19 protein-coding genes are annotated in these 24,218 nt (G+C 71.5%); 8 read left to right on the forward strand and 11 right to left on the reverse strand.

Going from position 1 to position 24,218, the window contains the following annotated elements; translation table 11 throughout:
• Positions 1-16: 16 nt before the first annotated feature.
• On the reverse strand, positions 17-4,078 hold the full coding sequence (hrpA, locus tag FF096_RS12870) for an ATP-dependent RNA helicase HrpA (protein WP_155217811.1): 4,062 nt from the start codon (positions 4,076-4,078) through the stop codon (positions 17-19).
• 431 nt (positions 4,079-4,509) lie between these two features.
• On the opposite strand from hrpA, the gene FF096_RS12875 reads away from it, so the two are divergent.
• Positions 4,510-4,932: a cytidine deaminase gene (locus FF096_RS12875; RefSeq protein ID WP_155217813.1), complete on the forward strand. Its 423-nt coding sequence runs from the start codon at positions 4,510-4,512 to the stop codon at positions 4,930-4,932.
• Between the two features lie 41 nt (positions 4,933-4,973).
• Here FF096_RS12875 and FF096_RS12880 read toward each other — a convergent pair whose 3' ends face one another.
• From FF096_RS12880 to trmB, 4 genes are all read right to left on the reverse strand, one after another.
• Positions 4,974-5,867 carry an endonuclease domain-containing protein gene (locus FF096_RS12880; RefSeq protein ID WP_155217815.1) on the reverse strand — a complete coding sequence of 298 codons (894 nt, stop codon included), beginning with the start codon at positions 5,865-5,867 and terminating at the stop codon, positions 4,974-4,976.
• Positions 5,868-6,020: 153 nt separating this feature from the next.
• A complete protein-coding gene (locus FF096_RS12885) occupies positions 6,021-6,662 on the reverse strand; it encodes a hypothetical protein (RefSeq protein ID WP_309223195.1) in 642 nt (213 codons plus the stop codon).
• A 119-nt stretch (positions 6,663-6,781) separates the two neighbouring features.
• Entirely contained in the window at positions 6,782-9,286 is a 2,505-nt protein-coding gene (locus FF096_RS12890) for an RNA helicase (protein ID WP_155217819.1), read from the reverse strand.
• Positions 9,287-9,410: 124 nt separating this feature from the next.
• Positions 9,411-10,037 carry a tRNA (guanosine(46)-N7)-methyltransferase TrmB gene (trmB, locus tag FF096_RS12895; RefSeq protein ID WP_230462583.1) on the reverse strand — a complete coding sequence of 209 codons (627 nt, stop codon included), beginning with the start codon at positions 10,035-10,037 and terminating at the stop codon, positions 9,411-9,413.
• 229 nt (positions 10,038-10,266) lie between these two features.
• Between trmB and FF096_RS12900 the strand changes: the two genes are divergently transcribed.
• Positions 10,267-10,944 (forward strand): hypothetical protein, encoded by a 678-nt coding sequence (locus tag FF096_RS12900; RefSeq protein WP_375335331.1) that lies wholly within the window; start codon positions 10,267-10,269, stop codon positions 10,942-10,944.
• Positions 10,945-11,286: 342 nt separating this feature from the next.
• Entirely contained in the window at positions 11,287-12,003 is a 717-nt protein-coding gene (locus FF096_RS26660) for a class F sortase (RefSeq protein WP_375335332.1), read from the forward strand.
• A 43-nt stretch (positions 12,004-12,046) separates the two neighbouring features.
• On the opposite strand, the gene FF096_RS12910 is transcribed toward FF096_RS26660, so the two are convergent.
• The 4 genes from FF096_RS12910 to FF096_RS12925 form a co-directional block, all read right to left on the reverse strand.
• Entirely contained in the window at positions 12,047-12,358 is a 312-nt protein-coding gene (locus FF096_RS12910; RefSeq protein ID WP_155217824.1) for an antibiotic biosynthesis monooxygenase, read from the reverse strand.
• Positions 12,359-12,537: 179 nt separating this feature from the next.
• Complete coding sequence (locus tag FF096_RS27285; protein ID WP_155217826.1) at positions 12,538-13,716, reverse strand: PASTA domain-containing protein; 1,179 nt, start codon at positions 13,714-13,716, stop codon at positions 12,538-12,540.
• 261 nt (positions 13,717-13,977) lie between these two features.
• Positions 13,978-14,775, reverse strand: coding sequence for an exodeoxyribonuclease III (locus FF096_RS12920; RefSeq protein ID WP_155217828.1), 798 nt, complete (start codon positions 14,773-14,775; stop codon positions 13,978-13,980).
• A 48-nt stretch (positions 14,776-14,823) separates the two neighbouring features.
• Positions 14,824-15,747, reverse strand: a complete 924-nt coding sequence (locus tag FF096_RS12925; protein WP_309223196.1) for a PAC2 family protein — start codon at positions 15,745-15,747, stop codon at positions 14,824-14,826.
• Between the two features lie 195 nt (positions 15,748-15,942).
• On the opposite strand from FF096_RS12925, the gene FF096_RS12930 reads away from it, so the two are divergent.
• Positions 15,943-16,707, forward strand: a complete 765-nt coding sequence (locus FF096_RS12930) for an EcsC family protein (RefSeq protein WP_155217830.1) — start codon at positions 15,943-15,945, stop codon at positions 16,705-16,707.
• Here the strand turns inward: FF096_RS12930 and FF096_RS12935 are convergent.
• Complete coding sequence (locus FF096_RS12935; RefSeq protein ID WP_155217832.1) at positions 16,695-17,543, reverse strand: GDSL-type esterase/lipase family protein; 849 nt, start codon at positions 17,541-17,543, stop codon at positions 16,695-16,697. The genes FF096_RS12930 and FF096_RS12935 overlap by 13 nt on opposite strands.
• A gap of 223 nt (positions 17,544-17,766) precedes the next feature.
• Here FF096_RS12935 and FF096_RS12940 point away from each other — a divergent pair, with 223 nt between their 5' ends.
• The 3 genes from FF096_RS12940 (at position 17,767) to FF096_RS12950 (ending at position 20,523) form a co-directional block, all read left to right on the forward strand.
• The gene (locus FF096_RS12940; RefSeq protein WP_155217834.1) at positions 17,767-18,030 is read left to right on the forward strand and encodes a DUF6343 family protein; all 264 of its coding nucleotides are present in this window, start codon (positions 17,767-17,769) and stop codon (positions 18,028-18,030) included.
• A 14-nt stretch (positions 18,031-18,044) separates the two neighbouring features.
• Positions 18,045-19,457 (forward strand): NADP-dependent succinic semialdehyde dehydrogenase, encoded by a 1,413-nt coding sequence (locus tag FF096_RS12945; RefSeq protein WP_155217836.1) that lies wholly within the window; start codon positions 18,045-18,047, stop codon positions 19,455-19,457.
• Positions 19,458-19,563: 106 nt separating this feature from the next.
• Positions 19,564-20,523 (forward strand): TIGR03885 family FMN-dependent LLM class oxidoreductase, encoded by a 960-nt coding sequence (locus tag FF096_RS12950; RefSeq protein WP_155217838.1) that lies wholly within the window; start codon positions 19,564-19,566, stop codon positions 20,521-20,523.
• Positions 20,524-20,648: 125 nt separating this feature from the next.
• On the opposite strand, the gene FF096_RS12955 is transcribed toward FF096_RS12950, so the two are convergent.
• Positions 20,649-23,258: a glycoside hydrolase family 9 protein gene (locus FF096_RS12955; protein WP_309223197.1), complete on the reverse strand. Its 2,610-nt coding sequence runs from the start codon at positions 23,256-23,258 to the stop codon at positions 20,649-20,651.
• Positions 23,259-23,479: 221 nt separating this feature from the next.
• Between FF096_RS12955 and FF096_RS12960 the strand changes: the two genes are divergently transcribed.
• Positions 23,480-24,208: a PP2C family serine/threonine-protein phosphatase gene (locus FF096_RS12960; RefSeq protein WP_155217840.1), complete on the forward strand. Its 729-nt coding sequence runs from the start codon at positions 23,480-23,482 to the stop codon at positions 24,206-24,208.
• Positions 24,209-24,218 lie beyond the last annotated feature (10 nt).

Consider the following 24,218-nt stretch of genomic DNA (forward strand, 5'->3'; position numbering starts at 1 on the left):
CGACGCGCCGGCCGGCCTAGCCGCTCTCGGCGTCGTCCATGGCGCGGTAGATACGTTGCTCGGAAACCGGGTAGGGGGTGCCGAGGGCCTGGGCGAAGATGCTCACCCGCAACTCCTCGATCATCCACCGGATCCGGCGTACCGCGTCGGCGGAGCGTCGAGCCGGTGGCAGCGCGGCCAGCATCTCGTCGTACTCGCGCTGCACCACCGCGACCCGGTCCTGCTGGGACTTGTCCCGCGCCGGATTGCTCGGCAGCCGGTCCAGCCGCCGCTCGATCGCGGTCAGATAACGCAGCAGGTCGGGCAGGCGGGCGTACCCGGCCTCGGTGATGAAACCGGCGTGCACCAGGCCGGTGAGCTGGTTGCGGATGTCGGCCAGGGCGGCCACCACGGCCAGGTTCCTCGTCGCGCCGAGGCGCTGCTGCACCGCGTACGCGGTGGCGAGCACCGCCCGGACCCGCTCCATCACCTCCACCACGGTGTCCACCAGGTCGGCCCGGACCTTCTCCCGCAGCGCGGCGAAACCCGCCTCGTCCCACGCCGGGCCACCCGCGTCGATGACCAGCTTGTCGATCGCCGCGCCGGATGCGTCCTCGATCAACGCCTGCACCCCGCCGTGCGGGTTGCGGGACAACGCCAGCTTCGCCTCGTTGGACAGCCGTCCCTGGAGGAACTTCGCCGGCGAGGGCACGGTCAACCGCAGCAGCCGTCGAGTGCCCGCCCAGTGGGCGGCCTCCTGCTCCGCCGGTGAGTCGAACACCCGCACCCCGACCGTGGCGCCCTCGTCGACCAGCGCCGGGTAGGCGGTCACCGCGTAGCCGGCCCGGACCTGCTCGATGGTGCGCGGCAGCGTGCCGATCTCCCAGCCGGTCAGCCCCGAGCGGGCCAGATCCGGCGCGGCGGCGGCCACCACCTGGCGTACCTCCGCCTTGAGTCGGCGTTGCAGGGCCGGCAGATCCTTGCCCTCGGCGACCGGCTTGTCGTCCTCGCCGAGCACCCGGAAGGTGACCCGCAGGTGCGGCGGAAGTTTGGCCAGGTCCCAGGCGTCCCGAGGCACCGTCACCCCGGTCATCCGCCGCAGCTGGCGGGTCAACGCGTCCAGCAGCGGCGCCGCGCCCGGGGTGATCTCCGCCAGCGCGGCGCGGGCGTAGTCGGGTACCGGAACGAAGTTGCGCCGGATCGGCTTCGGCAGCGACCGGATCAGCGCGACGACCAGTTCCTCCCGCAGCCCCGGCACCTGCCAGTCGAAGCTCTCGGCGGGCAGCTGGTTGAGCAGCGGCAGCGGGATGTCCACCGTCACGCCGTCGGTCGGGGTCCCCGGATCGAAGGTGTACGTCAGCGGCAACGCCACCCCGTCGGCCTGCCACTGGTCGGGGTAGTCGGCCTCGTCGAGCCCGCCCCGACCGGAGTTGACGAGCAGTTCGCGGGTGAAGGTGAGCAACTCGGGCTGCTGGCGGCGGGCCGTCTTCCACCAGCTGTCGAAGTGCCGACCGGAAACCACCTCGGCCGGGATCCGTTCGTCGTAGAACTGGAAGATCGTCTCGTCGTCGACCAGGATGTCGCGTCGCCGGGCGCGGTTCTCCAGCTCCTCCACCTCGGCCAGCAACCGCTGGTTGTCCCGCCAGAACCGGTGGTGGGTGGACCAGTCGCCCTCGACCAGGGCGTGCCGGATGAACAGCTCCCGGCTCAACGTCGGGTCGATCCGGCCGAAGTTGACCTTGCGGGAGGTGACCAGCGGGACGCCGAAGAGGGTGACCTTCTCGTACGCCATCACCGCCGCCTGCTTCTTCTCCCAGTGCGGCTCGCTGTAGCTGCGCTTGACCAGGTGTTGGGCCAGCGGCTCGACCCACTCCGGCTCGATGCGTCCGTTCACCCGCCCCCACAGCCGGGAGGTCTCCACCAGCTCGGCGGCCATCACCCAGCGGGGCGGCTTGCGGAACAGCGCCGACCCCGGGAACAGGGCGAACTTCGCGCCGCGCGCACCCAGGTACTCGTGCTTCTGCGCGTCCTTGAGGCCGATGTGCGACAGCAGGCCGGGCAGCAGCGACTGGTGCACCTTCGCGGTGTCGATCTCCTCCGGCAGATCCGCGCCGACCTGGCGTCGGGCGGCGCCGCCGTCGGGCTCAGCCGCCGCGGGGCCCCGCCGGCCGCGTCTGCGTCCGTCCCCCTCGGGCGTACGCAGGACCTGCCGCAACTGGCTGACGATGTCCTGCCACTCCCGCACCCGCAGGTAGTTGAGGTACTCGGCCCGACACATCCGCCGGAACGCGCTGGAGGAGAGCGCCCGCTGCTGCTCCCGCAGATACCGCCACAGGTTGAGGTACGCGACGAAGTCGGATTCGGCGTCGGCGAACCGGGCGTGCGCCTGGTCGGCCTGGGCCTGCTTGTCCGCCGGCCGTTCACGCGGATCCTGGATCGACAGGGCCGCCGCGATCACCATCACCTCGGTGGCGCAGCCGTTGCGTTCGCCCTCCAGCACCATCCGCGCCAACCTCGGGTCGACCGGCAGTTGGGCCAGCCGCCGACCGAGGGAGGTGAGCCGCCGTGCCGGCTCGGTCTCGGTCGGGTCGATCGCACCCAACTCGTGCAGCAGGTTCACCCCGTCGGTGATGTTGCGACGGTCCGGCGGGTCGATGAACGGGAAGGCGGCGATGTCACCCAGCCCGATGGCGGTCATCTGGAGGATGACCGAGGCCAGGTTGGTCCGCAGGATCTCCGGGTCGGTGAACTCCGGGCGGGAGGCGAAGTCCTGCTCGTCGTAGAGCCGGATACAGATGCCGTCCGAGGTACGCCCACAGCGGCCCTTGCGCTGGTTGGCGCTGGCCTGGGAGATCGGCTCGATCGGCAGCCGCTGCACCTTCAGGCGCTGCGAGTACCGGGAGATCCGGGCGGTGCCGGGATCCACCACGTACTTGATGCCGGGCACGGTCAGCGAGGTCTCCGCCACGTTGGTGGCCAGGACCACCCGTCGCCCGGAGTGCGGGGCGAAGACCCGGTGCTGCTCGGCGACGCTGAGTCGGGCGTACAACGGCAGGATCTCGGTGCCGAGCAGCGACCGCTTGTTCTGCACCAGCTTGCCCAGCGCCTCGGCGGTGTCCCGGATCTCCCGCTCACCGCTGAGGAAGACCAGGATGTCGCCCGGTCCCTCGGCGGCCAACTCCTCGACGGCGTCGCCGATGGCCTGGATCTGGTCGCGGACGTTCTCCTCGTCCGGGTCCTCCTCGTCGCCGTCGGCGACCTCGACCAGCGGCCGGTAGCGCACCTGGACCGGGTAGGTCCGGCCGGAGACCTCCACCACCGGCGCCGGCTCGCCGTCGGGATGTTCGGCGGTCGGTGGCCCGGCGAAGTGCCGCGCGAACCGGTCGGTCTCGATGGTGGCCGAGGTGATGACCACCTTGAGGTCGGGGCGGCGCGGCAGGAGTTGCTTGAGGTACCCGAGAATGAAATCGATGTTGAGGCTGCGTTCGTGCGCCTCGTCGATGATCAACGTGTCGTACTGGCGCAGCATCCGATCGGTCTGCAACTCGGCCAGCAGAATGCCGTCGGTCATCAGCTTGACCAGGCTGTTCTCGCCCACCTGATCGGTGAAGCGCACCTTGTAGCCGACCACGTCGCCGAGTTCGGTGCCCAACTCCTCGGCGATCCGGTCGGCCACCGTCCGCGCGGCCAGCCGCCGAGGCTGGGTGTGGCCGATCAACCCGTGCACACCGCGACCCAGCTCCAGGCAGATCTTCGGCAACTGGGTGGTCTTCCCGGAGCCGGTCTCGCCCGCCACGATCACCACCTGGTGGTCGCGGATCGCCGCGGCGATGTCGTCCTTGCGTCCGCTCACCGGCAGACTCGCCGGGTAGGTGATGGTCGGCACGGCGGCTTTCCGCCGCTCCAGCCGGACCTCCGCCGCGGCCGTCTCGGCGACGATCTCGGTCAGCACCGCTTCGCGTCGCTGTGGGTCGCGTAGCTTCCGCAACCCGTCGAGTCGACGGCGCAGGTGCCGCTGGTCACGGAACATCAACGGTGACAGGCGGCGCTGCAGGTCGCGGACGGGGTCGGTCGAGGTGGGTGAGCCTGGATTCTGCATGTCGTGGCCAAGGATAGGCAGCCACTTCCCGGACCGCCTCCTGGTTACCCCCTGCCCGGCCCTGTCCTGGTTAGCGCCTGTCCGGCCTGGCCGTCTCCCGCCTGGCCGTCTCCTGCCTGGCGCTCTCCTGCCTGGCGCTCCTGCGTGGTGGTGCCCGGCCCTTCCTGCGTGGTGGTCCGGCGCTGGTCGGCGGCACGGTGACAATCCCTCTGGGGCTGCCCCTGCGCCTGCTTGCTCTGCTTCACTCGGCGCAACGGTCGCGGCCATGAACCGGTGCGTGGGTTGAAGCAGAGCGGCACCGGCCGGCCGGGACAGGGGAGTCGAAGGCGGGTAAGACGGGGCGGTGGTCTGGCACCAGCGTGTTGGCGGTCTATCGTTGATCGCCTTGCTGGATGTTGAGCGCGAGCTATGAGCGGACCACGGGGACACCGATGACGATGCGCGACACCGATCGGGCGCTGGTGCAGGCCGCCAGCGCGGTGGCGAAGCTGCGCTGCCGCAGCGCCATGCACACGCTCGCCACGGCGGCCCGTACCCCTGACGGTCGGGTCATCTCCGCCGTGAACGTGGTGCACGCGACCGGCGGCGCGTGCCCTGAGACGGTCGCCCTCGGCACCGCCGCCACCCAGGGCGTGACGGAGCTGGAGACCGTCGTGACGGTCGGCGACCGGGGCCGGTCCCTGGTCGCTCCCTGCGACGCCTGCCGCCAACTCCTCACCGACCGTTTCCCCGCCGTACGCGTCATCGTCGGCCCCCCCGACGCCCCCACCCCCCTCCCGCTAACCGACCTCCCCCGCCACCCGACCCAAGATCCGGACAACTTCCCGGATGTTGCTGGGTCCGACGGCGCCTGAGGCAGCAACTTCCCCGAAGTTGCTCGGATCTTGGACGGGGGTCACCCCGAGCGGCGGGTGAGGGTCTGGCGGAGTTCGGTGAGGAAGCCGTCGAAATCCTCGCGCATCCGCTTGGCAGTGACGTGCAGGACGATCCAGTCCTCGCCGAGGATGCGGTTGAGGCGTCGCCGGTCACGGTGGAACTGCTCAGGATCGTCGTGCCACAGTCCGTCGTACTCGACGGCCACCCGCAACTGCGGCCACGCCAGGTCGACCCGCGCGATGAACCTGCCCCCGCGGGTCACCACGAACTGGGTCACCGGCCTGGGCAGCCCGGCCAACACGATGCGTACCCGCAGCCGTGACTCGGGGATGGACTCGGCCCCGGCGTCGGCGAGCTCGACCACCCGCAGCAGTCGTCGCCAGCCGCGCAGACCGATCCGGCAGCGGGCGTACGCGGCGACCTGGTCGAGGCGCACCGTGCCTCGGGCGGCGAGCTGGTCCACGGTCGCCACCGCCTCCTCGACTGGGCACCACTGCGCAAGGTCCCAGCAGGTGCGCTCAGGGCTGGTCACCGGGACGTCGTCGCGCAGGATGATCTCGTCGCTGCCCAGCTCGGCGGTGTGCACGACCAGACCCGAGACCGGGCCGAACCGTCGTCCGGTCGGGACGAGCACGTCGATCGGCTCGTCGGCGGCCACCCCGCGAACGCCGAACAGCGCCGCGGCGCTGCGGCCCGCCACCGCGGCACCGGTGGGCAGCAGCAGTCGTGCCGCCGCCTGACAACGGGTGCGGTGCGACACCGTGAGATGGGAGTCCGCGTAGACATCCCGGAAGAGCTGACGCCAGGCTTTGCTGCGCAGCTCGGTGCGGGTGAGCAGCCCTCGGGCGACCATCTCGGAGCCTCGGAAGATGCGCCCCCGCAACTGGGCGGGCCGCCTCGGTGACACCGGCATCGCTCCACCTTGGCCGAGCGGTGACCGGCGTCGCTGCCCCTGTGGATAACTCCGGAACCTGTCGGGGACGGCCGGCCCTAACCGCCGACGAGGCGGCGTTGGTGTCGGGTCCGGATGCACGACCGGTGTCCGGACCCGACACCGCTGACGTTCCTAGGCGGCGGACCAGATGGCGCGGAAGGCGGCGGCTTCGCCGGCGAGCCACCGTTCGATCTCGTCGGGCTTGGCGCCCTCGGGCATTCGATGGGTGACGCCTCGGCGCACGTCGACCAGGACCGGCTCGGCGTGCGGGAGGACGGCGTCCATGTGCCGGGCGGTCAGGTGCAGCGCGGCCAGCAGCGCCTCATCACTGGGCGGAGCCTCGTCGAAGTGCAGGCGCACCGCCTCGGCGTGGCCGTCCGCGTACCGGATGCCGAAGTGGGGGTTGATCTTGATCGGGAGGTCGCCGAGCATGGCGAGTGCGTCGCGGGTCTGGGCCAGGTCGACGCCGCGCGGCTCGCCGAGCGAGTGCAGCCACGCCGTCGCGCCGGGCACCAGCGCCTGGTAGAGCGGACGCCACCGGGGCTTGACCACGTCGACCACCTGCGCCAGGTGGGTGCCGCCGGTGTGGAAGGCGATGTCGGCCTTGAGCGCCTTGACGAACTGGCCGTGCGGGTTGAACCCGGAGCGGCTCGCGCGCTGTCGACGCAGGCCGCCGACGAAGCTGGCCTTGGTCGGGCCGGTGCGGTCGACGTACCGGGTGAAACCGAGGAGGGTGGCGTACGGCGAAAGAGGGGCGGAGATGGGCGCGGTCACGAGCATCCTCCCAGGTCAGGAACTCGATTAGTACATATATTCTAATCGACGGGTCTGACATCGCCCAGGGAACGAAAGGGGCCGCCCGGGCATCCCGGACGGCCCCTTTACGGAAAATCTCAGAGCTGGCCGACGTCGGTGATCGCCACGACGGCCGCGCCCGCCTCGTCGGAGGCGGCGAGGTCGATCTCCGCGCTGATGCCCCAGTCGTGGTCGCCCTCCGGGTCGTCCAGAATCTGCCGCACCGTCCAGCGTTCCCGGCCCTGATCGATCATCAGCAGCGCCGGGCCACGGGCGTCCGGACCGGTGCCGATCTCGTCGTACGCCTCGAAGTAGGGCTCCAACGCGTCGGCCCAGGCGTCGGCGTGCCAGCCGGAGTCCGCGTCCAACTCGCCCAACGCGTCCCACTGCCGTAGCGCGGCCAACTCGACCCGACGGAACAGGGCGTTGCGCACCAGCACCCGGAACGCGCGCGGGTTGCGGGTCACCGCCGCCGGTCGGTCGTCCAGAGCCGCGGCGACCTCCGGCAGGTCCGTCGGGTTGCGCAGTCGCTCCCACTCGTCGATGAGGCTGGAGTCGACCTGGCGGACCAGCTCGCCGAGCCACTCGATCAGGTCGACCAGTTCCTCGGTCTTGGCCTCCTCCGGCACCGTCTGCCGCAGCGTCTTGTACGCGTCGGCGAGGTAGCGCAGCACCAGGCCCTCGGAGCGGGACAGCCCGTAGAACTGCACGTACTCGGTGAAGGTCATCGCCCGCTCGTACATGTCCCGCACCACGGACTTGGGGGAGAGCTGGTGGTCGGCGACCCAGGGATGCCCCTGCCGGTACATCTCGTAGGCGTTCTCCAGCAGCTCGGCGAGCGGCTTGGGCCAGGTCACCTCGTCGAGCAGTTCGAGTCGGGCCTCGTACTCGATGCCCTCGGACTTCATCGCGGCGACCGCCTCGCCACGGGCCTTGAACTGCTGCGCGGAGAGCACCTGACGCGGGTCGTCGAGGATCGACTCGATCACCGACAGCACATCCAGGGCGTACGACGGCGACTCCTGGTCCAGCAGCTCGATGGTGGCCAGCGCGAGCGGCGACAGCGGCTGGTTGAGCGCGAAGTCGAGTTGGAGGTCGACGGTGAGCCGGACCCGCCGCCCGGTCTCGTCCGGCTCGGGCAGTTCCTCGACCACCCCGCCGGCCCGCAACGCGCGGTAGATGGCGATGGCCCGGCGGATGTGTCGACGCTGCGCGGCCCGGTCCTCGTGGTTGTCGGTGAGCAGGTGCCGCATGGCCGCGAACGCGTCGCCGGGGCGGCCGATGACGTTGAGCAGCATCGAGTGGCTGACCTGGAAGCTCGACGTCAGCGGCTCCGGTTCGGCCTCCACCAGGCGGTCGAAGGTGGGCTTGCCCCACCCGATCGAGCCCTCCGGCGGCTTCTTGCGTACCACCTTGCGGCGCTTCTTCGGGTCGTCGCCGGCCTTGGCGAGGGCCTTCTCGTTCTCGATGACGTGCTCCGGTGCCTGCACCACGACCCGGCCGAGAGTGTCGAACCCGGCCCGCCCGGCCCGCCCGGCGATCTGGTGGAACTCGCGGGCCTTGAGCAGCCGGGTGCGTACCCCGTCGTACTTGGACAGGCCGGTGAACAGCACCGTGCGGATCGGCACGTTGATGCCGACGCCGAGGGTGTCCGTACCGCAGATGACCTTGAGAAGCCCGGCCTGGGCGAGGGTCTCCACCAGCCGGCGGTACTTGGGCAGCATCCCGGCGTGGTGCACCCCGATGCCGTGCCGGACCAGCCGGGACAAAGTCTTGCCGAAGCCGGAGGTGAACCGGAACCCGCCGATCGCCTGCGCGATCATGTCCTTCTCGGCCCGGGTGCAGACGTTGACGCTCATCAGCGCCTGGGCGCGTTCCAGGGCGGCGGCCTGGGTGAAGTGCACGACGTACACCGGGGCCTGCTTGGTCTCCAGCAGCTCTTCGAGCGTCTCGTGCAGCGGCGTCATCGCGTACGAGAAGAGCAGCGGGACCGGCCGCTCGGCCGAGCGCACGACGGCGGTCGCCCGACCGGTGCGCCGGGTCAGGTCGTCGACGAATCGGGTGGTGTCCCCCAGGGTGGCCGACATCAGCACGAACTGCGCCTGCGGCAACTCGATCAGCGGCACCTGCCAGGCCCAGCCCCGGTCCGGTTCGGCGTAGAAGTGGAACTCGTCCATGATCACCTGGCCGACGTCGGCCTTGGCGCCCTCGCGGAGCGCCAGGTTCGCGAGGATCTCGGCGGTGCAGCAGATGATCGGGGCGTCGGCGTTCACGCTGGCGTCGCCGGTGAGCATCCCGACGTTCTCGGCGCCGAAGATCTCACACAGCGCGAAGAACTTCTCCGACACCAGCGCCTTGATCGGCGCGGTGTAGAAGGTCGTCCGGTCGTCGGCCAGGGCGGCGAAGTGGGCGGCGATGGCGACCAGGCTCTTGCCCGAGCCGGTCGGCGTATTCATGATCACGTTGGCCCCGGAGACGATCTCGATGACCGCCTCCTCCTGGTGGGGGTAGAGGTCCAGGCCGCGCTCGGACGCCCAACTGGCGAACGCGTCGTAGAGGGTGTCGGGATCGGCGGTCTTCGGCAGCGCGGCGGTGAGTGTCATGGCCGCTCCATGGTGCCTGGATCACGCCCCCATACGCCAACCGGCCTTTGGCGGGTGCCTGGGCGGGCGGTGGTGTTAGCAGGGGGCCCTTCCTATACACCAGGCGTTAACAAGGTGCCCTTCCTTACCGGCGGCGGTGGTAGATCAGGTCGGCGATCGGGCGGCCGGCGCGCAGTGCCCGTCGCTCGAACCGGGTCACCGGCCGGTACGCGGGCCGGGGTGCGTAGCCGTCGAAGGCGTTGACCAGACCGGGGTCGGCGTCCAGCGTCGCCCGCATCGACTCGGCGTACTCGGCCCAGTCGGTGGCGCAGTGCAGCGTGCCGCCGACGGCCAACCGGGAACGCAACCGGGCGACGTGACCGGGCTGGATCAACCGCCGCTTGTGGTGGCGGGACTTCGGCCACGGATCCGGGAAGAAGACGTGCACCGCGTCCAGCGACGCGGGTGGCAGCAGGTCGAGCAACTCCATCGCGTCGCCCTCGACGATCCGGACATTGCCCAGGTCACGGCGGTGGATCAGGTCCAGCAGGTTGGCGATTCCGGGGGTGTGCACCTCGACCGCCAGATAATCTCGATCCGGGTCGGCGGCGGCCATCTCGGCGGTCGCGTCGCCCATGCCCGATCCGATCTCGACCACCAGTTTGGCGCGACGGCCGAACAGGGCGACGGGGTCGAACGGGTCGGCGTCGGCGACGCGCAGACCGTACCGGGGCCAGAGCTGCTCCAACGCCGCCACCTGGCGGCCGCTCATCCGGCCGCGCCGTGGGTGGTAGGTGCGAATCGCCCGCGCCACGGGCGGCGCGGCGACAGCGGGAGTCGGGTCGGTGGAGGTCACCACCAACCGAGCCTACGTGAGCACCGCGCCGAACCGGATGTGATGTACGCCCGGTGGTGAGACCATCATCGGTGGAAGGCAGCACCGGGTGCCCGTAGGGCCCGGCGACCGCCCCGGCGCACCGGGAGGGGGCATCGTGCCAGCAGTGACCCGCACTCGTCCGGGGCCGTCCGCCGCTGGTCTGCGTACCCTCGCCACCATCGCTCCGCTGCTCTCGATCGCCCTGGTCGCTCCGCTGCCGACGGCGGCGTCGGCCGGGGCGGTGACCGTCGCGCCGGGCTCGGCGCCCGCGCCGACGCCCGCCTCGACCACTGCCGAGTCACGCACCGCCGGGTGGCCCGCCGTCGCGCCGCTCGCCGCCGGACAGCCCGGCGATGGGCAGCCCGGTGTGCCCGTGGGCGCACCGCAGCCCGGCCCGACCGTGTTCGTGGAGGTCTCGCCGAGCATGGTGGAACCGGGACACCTGGTCGGTCTGCGGGCGAGCTGCCACGACAACTCGGTGGGGGCCATCGTCGTCTCGGACGCGTTCGGCCGGGTCGCCGTCCAGCCGCAGCGCGGCCTGCTGACCGGAACGGCCATGGTGAAGGACCGGGTGCTCCCCGGCAACTACCGGGTCAAGCTGGAGTGCCGGGGCGGCGAGACCGCCTCCACCATGATCCAGGTGGTACGCCACGCGAAGCCCAGCCGAGGGCCGGCGACCGGCTTCGGTGGGTCCGCCAGCACGGTCACCGCCGGTCTGCTGCTCCCCGGCGGGCTGGCGCTGACCGTCACCGGCATGGTCCTCTGGGTCACCGCTACCCGCCGTCGCGGCACCCGGCGGTGAGCCGCCATGGCCGCCGCCCGCGCACCCCGCCCCACCGGCTCGGCCGGTTCTGGTCGTCCGGCCCGGCCCGTCGGCGCCGGTCGTGCGGCCCGTCCCACCGGTAGCCCGCCCCGCCCGACCCACCGTCCCGATCTGTTCGTTCCCCCGCCCGACCCGGCGCGTTCGCCCCACCCCGCGCGTTCGCACGGCTCCGCCCGGCCGTTCGATCCCGCGCGTTCGCACGGCTCCGCCCGGCCGTTCGATCCCGCGCGTTCGCACGGCCGCGACCACGTGCCCGATCCCACGCGCTCGCGCGATCCCGCGCGGCCGTCCGATCGCGCGCGGCCGCGCGGCCGGGCGGCCGTGCCGGACGTCGCCGCCCGGCGCTCCAGCCTGTCGCCGCTGCCCACCGACCGGCGTCGTGCTCCCCGCGCCACCGGAAGGCCCGAGCGGGCGCGGCGGTCCGGGCGCAGCCCGTGGTCGCTGCCGCTCGCGGCGGTGCTCGTGCTGGCCGGCGTCTTCGCCACCGGTGCCGGGCTCGGGCATCGGGTCGGAAGCCCCTTGGACTGGGCCGCCACCGGCGGTGAACGAACGTCCAGCCCACCGGCGGTGGCGCCCGCCGCGCGGCCGGTGAGCCTGACCATCCCGACCATCGACGTCTCGGCGCCGGTGAAACCGGTCGGTGACGCGCCGGACGGTTCGATCGACGTGCCACCGTTGAGCCGACACGAGGAGACCGGGTGGTACGACCGTGGGCCGGTGCCGGGCGAGCCCGGTCCGGCGGTCATCGTCGGGCACGTGGACACCAAGAGCGGCCCATCGGTCTTCTACCACCTGGGCAGGCTGAAGGCGGGAGACACCGTCGAGGTGGTTCGGGAGGACGACTCGGTCGCCGTCTTCACGGTGAACTCGGTGGAACGCTTCCCGAAGGATCGACTACCGGCCGACCGGGTGTACGGCCACGAGGGCCCACCCGGCCTGCGGCTGATCACCTGCGGAGGCCAGTGGGTGGGCGGCGGCACCGGTTACGCCGACAACGTCATCGCCTTCGCCACCCTCACCACCACCCGCCCCGCCTGACGCCGACGCGGCACCTGGCCGTCGCCCGGTGCACGGGCACCGGTCAGGGAACCTGTTGCACGACCTCGAATTCGAGCAGGGTGGCGCCGGAGGCGACCGGGGGCCGTTGTTCGGCGCCGGGCGGGGCGGCATGGGCGGCGCGCGCCGGACCGGAGGCCCAGTCCTGGTACGCCTGCTCGCTCTCCCACCTGGTGTAGACGAAGTAGCGGCTCTCCCCGGCCACCGGGCGCAGCAGCTCGAAGCCGAGGAAACCGGGGGAGTTCTCCACCGCGCGGGCCCGGGCGGCGAACCGCTTCTCCAACTCCTCGCCGGCACCGGGCGGGACGTCGATCGCGTTGATCTTCACGACTGCCATGGCCTCAACCCTAGTCCGGCGGCCACCGCCGGGAATCGTGGCCGCAGTACCCGAGGTCGCGGGTGTGGCAGGGCCATCACTGGCGAGGCAGCGGCCCCGCCACCCCTCCGTCACCCGCCGGATTGCGACCCTGCCCCGGGGGACCGGGCCGGACCGGGCCGGTTACGGGACCGGGCCGGTTACGGGAGCGGGCCGGACTGCATCGTCATCGAGACCGCGCTGTCCGCGACCACCTTCGTCCCACCTGCGGGCGACTGGCTCGCTACCCATGCCGCCGGACTGGTCGACCCGGTGAAGACCGGCACCAGACCGGCGGCTCGTACGGCCTGATCGGCCTGGTGGCGCAGCATCTCGCGGACGTGGGGGACGGTCTTGTCCAGCGGCAGCTCCACCGAGAGGGCGAGGCTGCACGACGAGTTGGCGTTGAAGGTGGACAGCCCGGTGAGGTGGCCACCGGCGTAGAAGCCCTGCTCGGGAGGGAGGTTCAGCGGCGGCGGGACCAGGTTGTTGGGGATGCGACTGGGCAGGTCGGGCCAGAGCTCCGGCGGCAGGTAGTTGGCGAAGAACATGATCAACAGGTCGTCGGTGGCGATGCCGACGTGGGGACAGGCTCCGCTGCTGGTCCGGCAGGGCAGGTCCTGGTTGTACGGGAAGTAGTCGTAGTGGTCGGCTCCGCCGTAGACGGCCCGGTGCCGGGGCTTGGCGATGGCGTTCCAGGTCGGGGCGTCGAGGGTGGCCTGCGGATCGTCGGTTCCCCAGGTCAACAGGCGGGGCACCGTGCCCTGGTGGATGGGCTTGGTGCCGTAGCCGGGCTGCCAGTCGTTCCACACCCCGCTGAGCGAGGCGACGGCAGCGACCTGGATGCGGGTGGCGAGGATACCGGCGTGCAGCGCACCGTAGGAATGGCCGGCCAGCCCGGTCTTCGCGGCGGGCAGCAGCACCTCCTTGCCGGGCCAGCCCTGCCGCATCCAGGTCACGGTGCTGGCCAGCACCTGCTGGGTGCCGGGGCTCTGCGCCGGGTGCACGTGAATGTTCGGCAGTTCGGGTACGGCGACGATGTAACCGGAACGGGCCAGCGCCGCCGGGGTGCGAACCCAGCGCTGGTAGTGGTTGTCGTCCTGCTCGCAGTAGCCGTGGGCGAACACGATCAACGGGTACCTGCCGCAGCCGCTGAGCAACTGCGCCGTGTTCGGAGTGGAATCGATGCTCGGATGGAACACCCGGACCCGGGTGGGTGCGCCGTCGGTCGGCCCGTACTCGCGCCAGCCCCAGAAGACGGGGGCCAGGGCACTGGGCTGCCAGCCGAGGGCGCAGCCGGACGGTGGGGTGAGGGCGGTGGGTCGGATCTCGTCGGTCACGGGCTTACTCCTCGCCGTGCGGACGGTCTGCCAGCGCGTCTGCCGCGCTGCTCAACCCAGCGTATTGGCGCAGGTCAGGCCATGTCCCCTGAGTTTCAGCGAGCTGCCGCTGATCCGACAGACCACAGCGGCCAGGTGCGTCCGACGGACCGCAGCGGCCAGGTGTGTCCGACCGACCACCGGGGGCAGGCGCGTGCGACGGACCGCCGGGGCCAGGTGCGCCCACGGCGGGCGGCGACACCACCCGCAGCTACACCGCGCTCAGAGTGACTCGACGGTCGGGACCAGGTCGGCGTCGACGACGACGGGGGCGTGGTCGGAGGGGCCCTTGCCCTTACGGGCCTCCCGGTCCACGTAGGCCGATCGGACGGCGCGGGCCAGCCGGGCCGAGGCGTACACCAGGTCGATGCGCATGCCCTTGTTCTGGTGGAACATCCCCGCCCGGTAGTCCCAGTAGGTGAACGGATGCTGACCCTTCATCGGGGTGGGCACCACGTCGACCAGGCCGAGATCACGCAGCGCCGCCAGGGCGGCCCGTTCGGGTGGCGTGACGTGGGTGGAGTCGACGAACAGCGCCGGATCCCACACGTCGTCGTCGGTGGGGGCCACGTTGAAGTCACCGCAGACGGCCAGCGGCACCGAACTCGCCAGCTCGGTGTCCAGCGCGTCGCGCAGCGCCGCCAACCAGGCCAGCTTGTACGCGTAGTGCGTGTCGTCGGGCGTGCGGCCGTTCGGCACGTACACCGACCAGACCCGCAGCCCGCCGCAGGTGGCCGAGATCGCCCGGGCCTCCGGCTCGGGGAAGCCGGGCTCGCCGGAAAACCCGACGGCGACGTCGGCCAGGCCGACCCGGGACAGGATGGCCACCCCGTTCCACCGCCCGTCACTGTGACTGGCCACCGTGTAACCCAGCGCGCCCACCTCGGCCACCGGGAAGGCGCCGTCCGGGCACTTGGTCTCCTGGAGGCAGAGCACATCCGGAGCGGTGCCGGCCAACCAGTCGAGCAGCCGGGGCAGTCGGGCCTTCACCGAGTTCACGTTCCACGTCGCCAGGCGCATGGTGCCAGCCTGCCCCATTCCGGTCGGCTCCGCGTGACCCCGCCCCGCTCAGCCTCCCGGGGTGTCGTTGTTCGGGCGGGTCTGCTCGGCGAGGAAACGCTCCAGCTCGGCGCCGAGTTCCTCTGCGGTGGGCAGCGGGCCGCTCTCCGCGGCGAGCAGGTTCTTCTCACCCCGACCCCGGGCGTACGCGTCGTACTGCTCCTCAAGGGCCTGGACCAGGGTGGTGGCCTCGTCGCTCTGGGCGACCTGCCGGTCGATCTCGACCCGTACCACCTCGGCGGCCGACCGCAGCCCGTCCCTCGGCAGCAGCAGCCCGGTGCTCCGGGACACCGAGGCCAGCAGCACCTCGGCGGCGGCCGGATACTCGGCCTGCGCCACGTAGTGCGGCACGTGCGCGGCGAAGCCCAGCGCGTCCCGCCCCGCCTCGCCCAGCCGGAACTCCAGCAGGTGACCCACGCTGCCGGGCACCTGCACCCGTTGCAGCCACGGTTCGTAGCCGGAGATCAGGTCACGCCGGGTGGCGTGCGCGGTCACGCCGGTCGGTCGGGTGTGCGGCACCGCCATCGGGATCGCGTTGAGCCCGACGGTGAGCCGGACGTCCAGCCGGGCGGCGAGCCCGGCGACGGCGGCCGTGAACCGCTCCCACTGGAGGTCGGGTTCCGGGCCGGTGAGCAGCAGGAACGGGGTCTCGTCGTCGTCGTGGAGCAGGTGCAGCTCCAACACCGGGTCGTCGTAGCTCTCCCAGTGGTCCTCGACGAAGGTCATCACCGGGCGGCGGGAACGGTAGTCGAAGAGCTGGTCCAGGTCGAACCGGGCGATCGGGCGGGACTCCAGCGATGTGAGCAGCTGTTCGCGGGCGAGCCGGCTCGCGTTCCCGGCGTCGACGAAGCCGGTGAGCGCCTGGATCAGGACCGGCTGACCGAGGTCGGGCAGATCGTCGGTGAGTTCGTAGAGCTCGTGTGGATCGAGCACCGGTGCGGCCTCCCTGCGAGTGCGTAACGGGACGCCGAACAGACGCCGGCTCCCGATCGCCAAAACGTACCTGCCATCCTCGTCCATTCCTGTGGCGCGGGTCCGCCCGGCCCGACCGTCGGTGGCTGATCGGCCGACGGTACGGCGTTGCCCGCGCGGGGTACATATGGATGCGCGCCACCGAAGGGAGAGGTGATGAGCGATCCCGTGCCCGCCGAGGGCCAGTCCGTCATCCCGCCCACGCCACCGTCGGGCGACCAGGATGACGAGTCGCCCCCGGCCACGCTGTGGGACCGGATGCGCCAGGATCCGCAGTACGCCCCGGAGCACCTCGCCCTGGAGGCGGTGCGCCGGCTCGGTCCGGAGGCCGCGCAGTGGGCGCAACGGATCCGGGCCGCCCAGCCGGGGATCAGCACCGAGGCCCTGGCGGAGCAGGCGGTGCGGCGGTTCGTCAACCAGGCCCGGCTTTCCGGTGCCGTATCCGGCGCGGCCGGACTTCCCGGCGCGGTGATCGACGTCGGCGTACTGGCCTGGACCCAGGCCCGGATGGTCCTGCACGTCGCCGCCGCGTACGGCACCGATCCGACCCACACCGACCGTGCCACCGACCTGTTGGTGCTCCAGAAGGTGCACAAGGCCGCCGCGAGCGCCCGCCTGGCGCTGGGCGTGGCGGCCGGCCGGGAGCGGGCGGGTGCGCTGTTCGGCGGTGGTGCGCAGGCACCGCTCGGCCGGGTGATGCTGCACCTCGGGATCCGGCTCGCCCAGATGGCCGGGGTACGCGCGGCGAAGCGAGTCTTCGCCAAGCTGGTCCCCGGAGCGGCGATCATCCTGGGCACCTGGGCGAACTCCTCGGCCACCAAGAAACTGGCCGAGCGTTCCCGGGCGCTGTACCGCCAGCACGGCACCCCCCGCATCCCGTCACCACGTCCCGGCGATGAGTCGGGCGATCAGTCGGCGTAGCCGGAGGGGCGCCACGTGACCTCGGCGAGGCGGGACTGGCCGCTGGTGTTGGGGTGGAAGTAGTCGAGCGGGTTGACCATACTCAGGTCGAACCGGACCCGGTGCGCGGCGCCGCCGTCGTAGCGGCAGCGGGATCCGTAGGCCCGGCACGCCGCCTTCAGTTGACCGTTGTACGCCGAGATCTGTTTCCGGAAGGCCGCGCGGCGGCTGCGGTCCGCCGGTGCGGTCGACGTCGCGTCGGCCAGCAGCGCCGGACACACCCCGTGCCGCCAGGCGCGTACCGCCCGGGGTTCGTCGTGGCCGACCTCCCAGAGCCGGTACAGGTTCGGGATGCTCACGACCAGCACCCGGGCCTTGGGGCGTCCCTCGCGCAGCACCCGCAACCCTCGGTCGATGTCGGCCCGGAACTGGTCGACCGGCGTCATCGCATCGATCGTGGCGCGGCAGGCGTCGTTGGCGCCGACCAGCACCGTCACGTAGTCGGCGCGGTCGCGTACCGCCGCCTCGGCCTGCCCGGCCAGCGCGTCGGCACGGGCCCCCGGCCGGGCGTGGTTGTACGCCTTGCCGCGCAGCCCCGGGTTGCGGTCGAGCAGCCGTCGGTAGTGACTGTCGACCCGCAGCCCGTCCCCGGTCGACCAGGAGTTGCGCTGACACGAGGTGAGCAGCAGACAGGACCCGAAGCCCGTGGTGATCGAGTCGCCGAGGGCGGCGACGACGCGGGGGGAGCCGGGCTGGGCCGTGCCCGACGGTCGGGGCGCCGCCTCACCACCGGCCTCGCAGGCCAGTGCGACGAGTGCGAGCAGGCAGACGGCGGCGGTGGTCCAGCGTCCAGGCATGACGTCCCCAGCCTCACAGCTCACAGCGATGGCACGGTGACTCTACGCGTAGAGGTCGGGTCGAGCGGGCGCTGCTGTCGGGGATGCGGCAGTGGTCTGTCGTACCGCGATCCGGCGTGCTACATGCGGCGCCGAGCCTCCGGGGGCCGCGACGACCGGTTCTCCGGTGAACGCCGTGCGGGTCGTGACGGTTAGCGCTGGCGACGTGGGGTAGGAGGAGGTGATGACGAGATCACAGCCTCGGCGTGCCCGTGGCACGGTCGGTCACGCGTACAGCGCGCTGAACCTGCGCCTGGCGCTGGCCAGTTTCGGGCTCGTCACCATGATTGTCTTCGCGGTGCTGGCGTTTCGGGCCGACGTGGTCTGGTTGGGTGTCGTCTGCGCCGTCTTCGCGCTGGTCGCCGTCGTCGACCTGATCGTCATCCAGCGTCGTCGCGCCGCCCGCCGTCGGGAGGAGCCCGGCGTGCGGCACTCACTCTTCGAGTGACGGGAGTAGCCCTGATGACCATCGCCACCACCAACCCGGTCAACGGCCAGGTGCTCAAGACGTACGAGGCGATGTCCGACGAGCAGATCGACGGCGCGATCGAACGGGCCGACCTGGCGTACCGGCAGCTGCGCGGCACCACGATCGAGCAACGTGGGCGGTGGTTGACCGCCGCCGCCGAGCTGCTGGAGGCGGAACGGGACGAGATCGCCCGGCTGATGACCACCGAGATGGGCAAGACCCTCGCCGCCGCCAAGGCCGAGGTCACCAAGTGCGCCACGGCCTGCCGCTTCTACGCCGACCGGGCCGCCGAGTTCCTCGCCGACGTGCCGGCCGACGCCGAGGCGGTCTCGGCGACCCGGGCGTTCGTCCGCTACCAGCCGATCGGGCCGGTGCTGGCGGTGATGCCGTGGAACTTCCCCCTCTGGCAGGTCATGCGCTTCGCCGCGCCGGCCCTGATGGCCGGCAACACCGGCCTGCTCAAGCACGCCTCCAACGTGCCGCAGACCGCGGTGCTGCTGGAGGACCTGTTCCGGCGGGCCGGTTTCCCCGAGGGCGCGTTCACCACCCTGCTGGTCGGCTCCGAGGCGGTGGACCGGATCCTGAGCGATCCCCGGGTACGCGCGGCCACGCTGACCGGCAGTGAGGTCGCCGGCCGGTCGATCGCGCAGATCGCCGGCCGGGAGCTGAAGAAGACGGTGCTGGAACTGGGCGGCAGCGACCCGTTCGTGGTGATGCCCTCCGCCGACGTGGAACTGGCCGCCCAGGTGGCCACCACCGCCCGCTGCCAGAACAACGGACAGTCCTGCATCGCGGCGAAGCGCTTCATCGTGCACACCGACGTCTACGACGCCTTCGCCGAGGCGTTCGCCAAGCGGATGGCGGCGCTGCGGGTGGGCGACCCGATGGACGACGCCACCGATGTCGGCCCGCTGGCCTCCGAGCGGGGCCGGGACGAGGTCGACGCGCAGGTTCGTGACGCCGTCGACAAGGGCGCGACAGTGCTCTGCGGCGGCGAGAAGCCGACCGGGCCGGGCTGGTTCTACCCACCGACGGTGGTGACCGACCTGAACCCGGGCATGCGGATGTGGCACGAGGAGGTGTTCGGGCCGGTCGCCGGTCTGTACCGCGCCGCGTCGTACGAGGAGGCCGTCGAGCTGGCCAACGGCACCAGCTTCGGGCTCGGCTCGAACGCCTGGACCCGCGACCCGGGGGAGCAGCAGCGGTTCGCCACCGACCTGGAGGCCGGGGCCGTCTTCATCAACGGGATGACGACGTCTCACCCCGAGCTGCCCTTCGGCGGAGTGAAGAACTCCGGCTACGGCCGAGAGCTGTCCGCCCAGGGCATGCACGAGTTCTGCAACGTCAAGACGGTCTGGGTGGGGGAGGGCACCGCCTCCGCCGGTGCCGGCGCCCACTCCGAATAACCCGCCATGCGACGCAGGGGTGTAAGGAAGGGGCCCTTCCTATACACGAGGCGTTAGCAAGGGGCCCTTGCTTACATCCGTCCTGGGGTGGGTAGTGGAACGCGGTATGACGGCGATCGCTTTTCACGCTTCCCACGAGCAGATCCACCCGCGTGAGCTGCTGGCGGCGGTGGTCCACGCCGAGCACGTCGGCTTCGACGCCGCCATGTGCTCGGACCACTTCGCGCCCTGGAGCGAACGTCAGGGGCACTCCGGATTCGCCTGGTCCTGGCTCGGCTCGGCGTTACAGGCCACCGGCCTGTCGTTCGGGGTGGTCAACGCGCCCGGACAGCGCTACCACCCGGCGATCATCGCCCAGGCGATCGGCACCCTCGCCGCCATGTATCCCGGGCGGTTCTGGGCCGCGCTGGGCTCCGGCGAGGCCGCCAACGAGCACATCACCGGCGACGTGTGGCCGCGCAAGGAGGTACGCAACGCCCGGCTGCGCGAGTGCGTGGAAATCATCCGGGCGCTGCTGGCCGGTGAGGAGGTCAGCCACGACGGTCTGGTCCGGGTCGACCGGGCGAAACTGTGGAGCTGCCCGGAACAGCCGCCGGCGCTGGTCGGCGCCGCGGTCAGCGTGGCCACCGCGCGCTGGTGCGCCGAGTGGGCGGACGGCCTGATCACCGTCAACGCGCCGACCGACCACCTGCGCCGCATGGTCGACGCGTACCGGGAGGCCGGAGGCCGTGGACCGGTGCACCTCCAGGTGCACCTGAGCTGGGCACCGTCCCAGGACGAGGCCGAGGCGATCGCCTACGACCAGTGGCGTAGCAACGTCTTCGCCCCGCCGGTCTGCTGGGACCTGGACACTCCGGAGCACTTCGACGTGGTCTCCGAAGCGGTACCGATGACCCGGCTCGCGGAGGTGGTCAACATCTCCGCCGACCTGGGTCGGCACGTGGGCTGGCTGGAGGAGTACGTCGATCTCGGCTTCGACCAGATCGCACTGCACCACGTCGGGCAGGAGCAGCGGCCCTTCCTGGACGCCTTCGGCGACCAGGTGCTGCCGAAGCTGCGCGCCTGAGCCGACGAGTCCGGTCCGGTGAGCCGACGAGTCCGGTCCGGACCCCGCGCGGGGGGTCCGGACCGGACGTCGATCAGATGGGGGCCGGGTGGGGCGCCGGTCGCCGTCGGCACCCCACCCGGGGATCAGGAAACGGTGCAGGCTGCGCCGTTGACCGTGACCAGGTTCGGCGCGGGGTTCGCGCCGCTGCCGGTGGTGGCGTTGAATCCGAACATCACCGAGCTGCCCGGGTTGATCCGCGAGTTGTACGACTCACCCTTCGCGGTCACCGTGGCCCCGGACTGCGTCACGTCGGCCATCCACGCGTCGCGCACCTTGGCGTCGCCGGTGAAGGCGAACCGGGCGGTCCAGCCGTTGACCGGCGCGGTGCCGGTGTTGCGGATGTTCACCTGGGCGGTGAAGCCGGTGCCGCCCTCCCACGAGCCGTAGTTGGTGTAGGAGACCGTGCAGGTCGGTGCCGGCACCGCCGCGGAGTCGCCCTGGTCGGCCACGAACGAGGCGACCCAGGCCAGCGCCGAGTTCCAGTTGATCGCCACCTCGTTGGTGGAGTACGAGGCGATGTCGTCGACGAAGCAGAACATCGGCGCGCAGCCCTCGAGCAGCTGCTCCACGAACGGGTCCTGGAGCGCGGCGTTCGGTCCACCGGCGATCGACCCGGCGGGCGGCTTCGGCATGCTCGGGTCGAGCTGGTAGCCGAAGATCCGGCTGTGCTGGTTCTCCGCCGCGTGCTCGCCCCACCCGGTGACGTACGAGATGTTCAGCGCGTTGCGGCCGAGGATGTAGTCCATCGTCTGCACCGCACCGTCCCGGTACTTCTCGTCGCCGGTCAGGTCGAACGCGGTGGCCAGCACGACGGCGTTGTTGAGGATGGCGCCGTTGCCGCCCCAGAAGTAGCTACCCGGGTCGCCCGGCATGGGCAGCCCGTACGCCTGACGGCCGATCTCGGCGAGGTAGCCGTCGGCGGCGGTGGTGACCGACGCGCGGACCCGGGCCAGGTCGGCGGCGGGCAGCCCGTTCGGCACCGTCGCCAGGTCGAGGCGGCCCAGCGCGGCCACGCTCTGCCAGCCGAAACCACGCACGTCGAAGACGTCGCCGGTGTGGTGCGGCGAAGCGGTCAGGTCGGTCAGGTAGGTGGCCGCACCGGTGGTCAGGTACAGCTCGACGGCCGCCCAGTAGAACTCGTCGGTGACGTTGGTGTCGTCGTACGGGCCACCGCCGTTGCCGGACGACGGCGCGTACCGGGCCGGGTTGGCCTTGGCCGCCGCGTACGCGGTCTTCGCCGCGCTGCCGCAGCGCTGCGCGAACTCCTTGTCGTACGGGGCGAACAGCCGGGCGCACTGGGCGGTCACGGCGGCCAGGTTCAGGGTGGCGGCGGTGGACGGCGGGTGCAGCTCGCGCGGCTCCGGGTCGTCCTCGGGCCGCATCGGCAGGCCGGTCCAGTTCCGGTCGTGGATCTTGTGGTGGGCCATGCCCGCCAGCGGCTTACCGGCCGGCACCTGCATCCGCATCAGGAACTCCAGCTCCCAGCGGGCCTCGTCGAGGATGTCCGGCACCCCGTTGTCCCGCTCGGGCAGCCGCAGCGTGCCGTCGCCGAGGTTGGCGCCGAACTCGCCCGTGGGGGCGTTCTTGGTCCGCTCGAAGGCGCTGAGCAGCTGGTAGGTGGCGATGCCGCCGTTGACCACGTACTTGCCGTGGTCACCCGCGTCGTACCAGCCGCCGCGTACGTCGAGGCGGTAGTCGCAGGCTCCGGCGGCACAGGGCACGTTGGTGTCACCCTGGTTCGGGGCGACGTCCAGGTGACCGGCGGGGCGGGCGTACTCCTCGCCGACCAGGTCACCGTCGATGGCGATGCCACTGCGCTGGATGTAGAAGAACTGCAACGCGTCCGAGCGCAGCTGGTCGTAGATGGTGCCGGAGATGTCGAACGGGTGGCTGACCTCGCCGTCCACGGCCAGCGTCAGCCCCTGACCCGGGGTGCGGTACGAGGAGAAGTCGACCGTGTGCACGTGCTGCGCCGACGCCTCGTCGACGCCCCGGACGGTGGTGGTGCCGCTGGCCAGCACGGCGCCGGAGGCGGAGTGCAGCTTCCAGGGCAGCGCCTCGGTCGCGTCGGTGACCACGGTGGCGTTCTTGGGCCCGCCGGGCAGGTAACCGACCTGGTTGACCCGGACCCGGGGACCGGTGTCCGGCACGTACGGCTCGGGCGGGTTTCCGCCGCGCAACGAGATGTTGTCCAGACAGACGGTCTGCGCCTCGGCGGCACCGCCGACCTGGAAGATGAGCTGGGCGCGGTCGTCGTCGGTCGGCGCGACGAAGGTGCGTTCGATCCGCTGCTGGGTCGGCGTCGCGGCGGCGGTGACCGAGTAGTAGCCGGTGTAGGGTTCGCTGCCGAGTTGCAGCACGGCGGCGACCGAGCCGCCGGGCGTCGCGGTGACGTCGAAGCCGAGGGTGTACTCGGCGCCGGCGATCAGCGGAAGCGCGTCGTGGCCGATGCCGGCGTCCCAGGGGTTGGCCAGGCCGCCGGCCACGGTGGCACAGAGCTGGCCGTCGACCACGCCGAGGGAGTCGGTTCCGTAGGAAAACCAAGGCGACGAGCCGTCGCTGAAATCACCGTTGCGGATCTGTTCGGGGGCGTCGGCGGGTGGGTCGGCGAAAGCGGTGCCGGCACTACCGCCGACCAGCGCCACGGCGGTCGCCGCGGCGAGCACCGCGAGACGACGTCGGGATGGCGTCACGGGGGGAGTCCTTCCGACGAGCGGGACGGAACTGGTGAAGTGGGGGTACGGACCTGGGAGCGCTCCCAGGTATCGGGCATGTTTCCAGGACGCGCAACACATGTCAATCGACCGCGCCCGATGAGCGTTAACGTTCACACTGAGTGAGATTCGCCGCGCCACGCCGGGTCGTACCGATCTCCTAGAGACAACTGAGCCCTACTCCTGGCAGGCTGCGTGCCATGACCCTGAAGCTGCGTTCCGCCGGGACGAGCGACCGTGGGCTGATCCGTAGCGGAAACCAGGACGCCTTGCATTCCGGCACCTGGCTGGTCGCCGTCGCCGATGGCATGGGCGGCATGGCCGCCGGGGACCTCGCCAGCGCCATCGCCATCTCGTCAGTGGCCCCGTTGGACGTGGAGACACCGGAGGACGCGCTGGTCGCCGCGCTCCAGAACGGCATCCAGCTCGCCACCGAGCGGATCCGCCAGGCGGTCGCCGAGGATCCCCAGCGGCAGGGCATGGGCACCACCTTGACCGCGCTGCTGTTCGCGCGTACCGGTAGCTGCCTGGCGCTGGCCCACGTGGGCGACTCCCGGGCCTACCTGTTCCGCGACGGCGTGCTCAAGCAGATCACCCGGGACGACACCTTCGTGCAGATGCTCGTCGACCAGGGGCTGATCACGCCGGACCAGGCCGGAAGCCATCCCCGCCGCGCCGTGGTGACCCAGGCGTTGCAGGGCGACGAGGTCTCCCCGACGTACGCCACGATGGTGCCCCGGGCCGGCGACCGCTGGCTGCTGTGCAGCGACGGGCTGTCCAACGTCGTACGCGCCGAGACCCTGGCCGAGGTGCTGGCGAGCCAGCCGGATCGGGAGGCCTGCGGGCGTACCCTCATCGACCTGGCGTTGCAGGCCGGTGGGCCGGACAATGTCACGGTCGTCATCGCCGACGTGGTCGAGGAGCCCTGACCGGCGGACA

The organism is Micromonospora sp. CP22 (assembly GCF_009712475.1).
Classification (GTDB): Bacteria; Actinomycetota; Actinomycetes; order Mycobacteriales; family Micromonosporaceae; genus Micromonospora.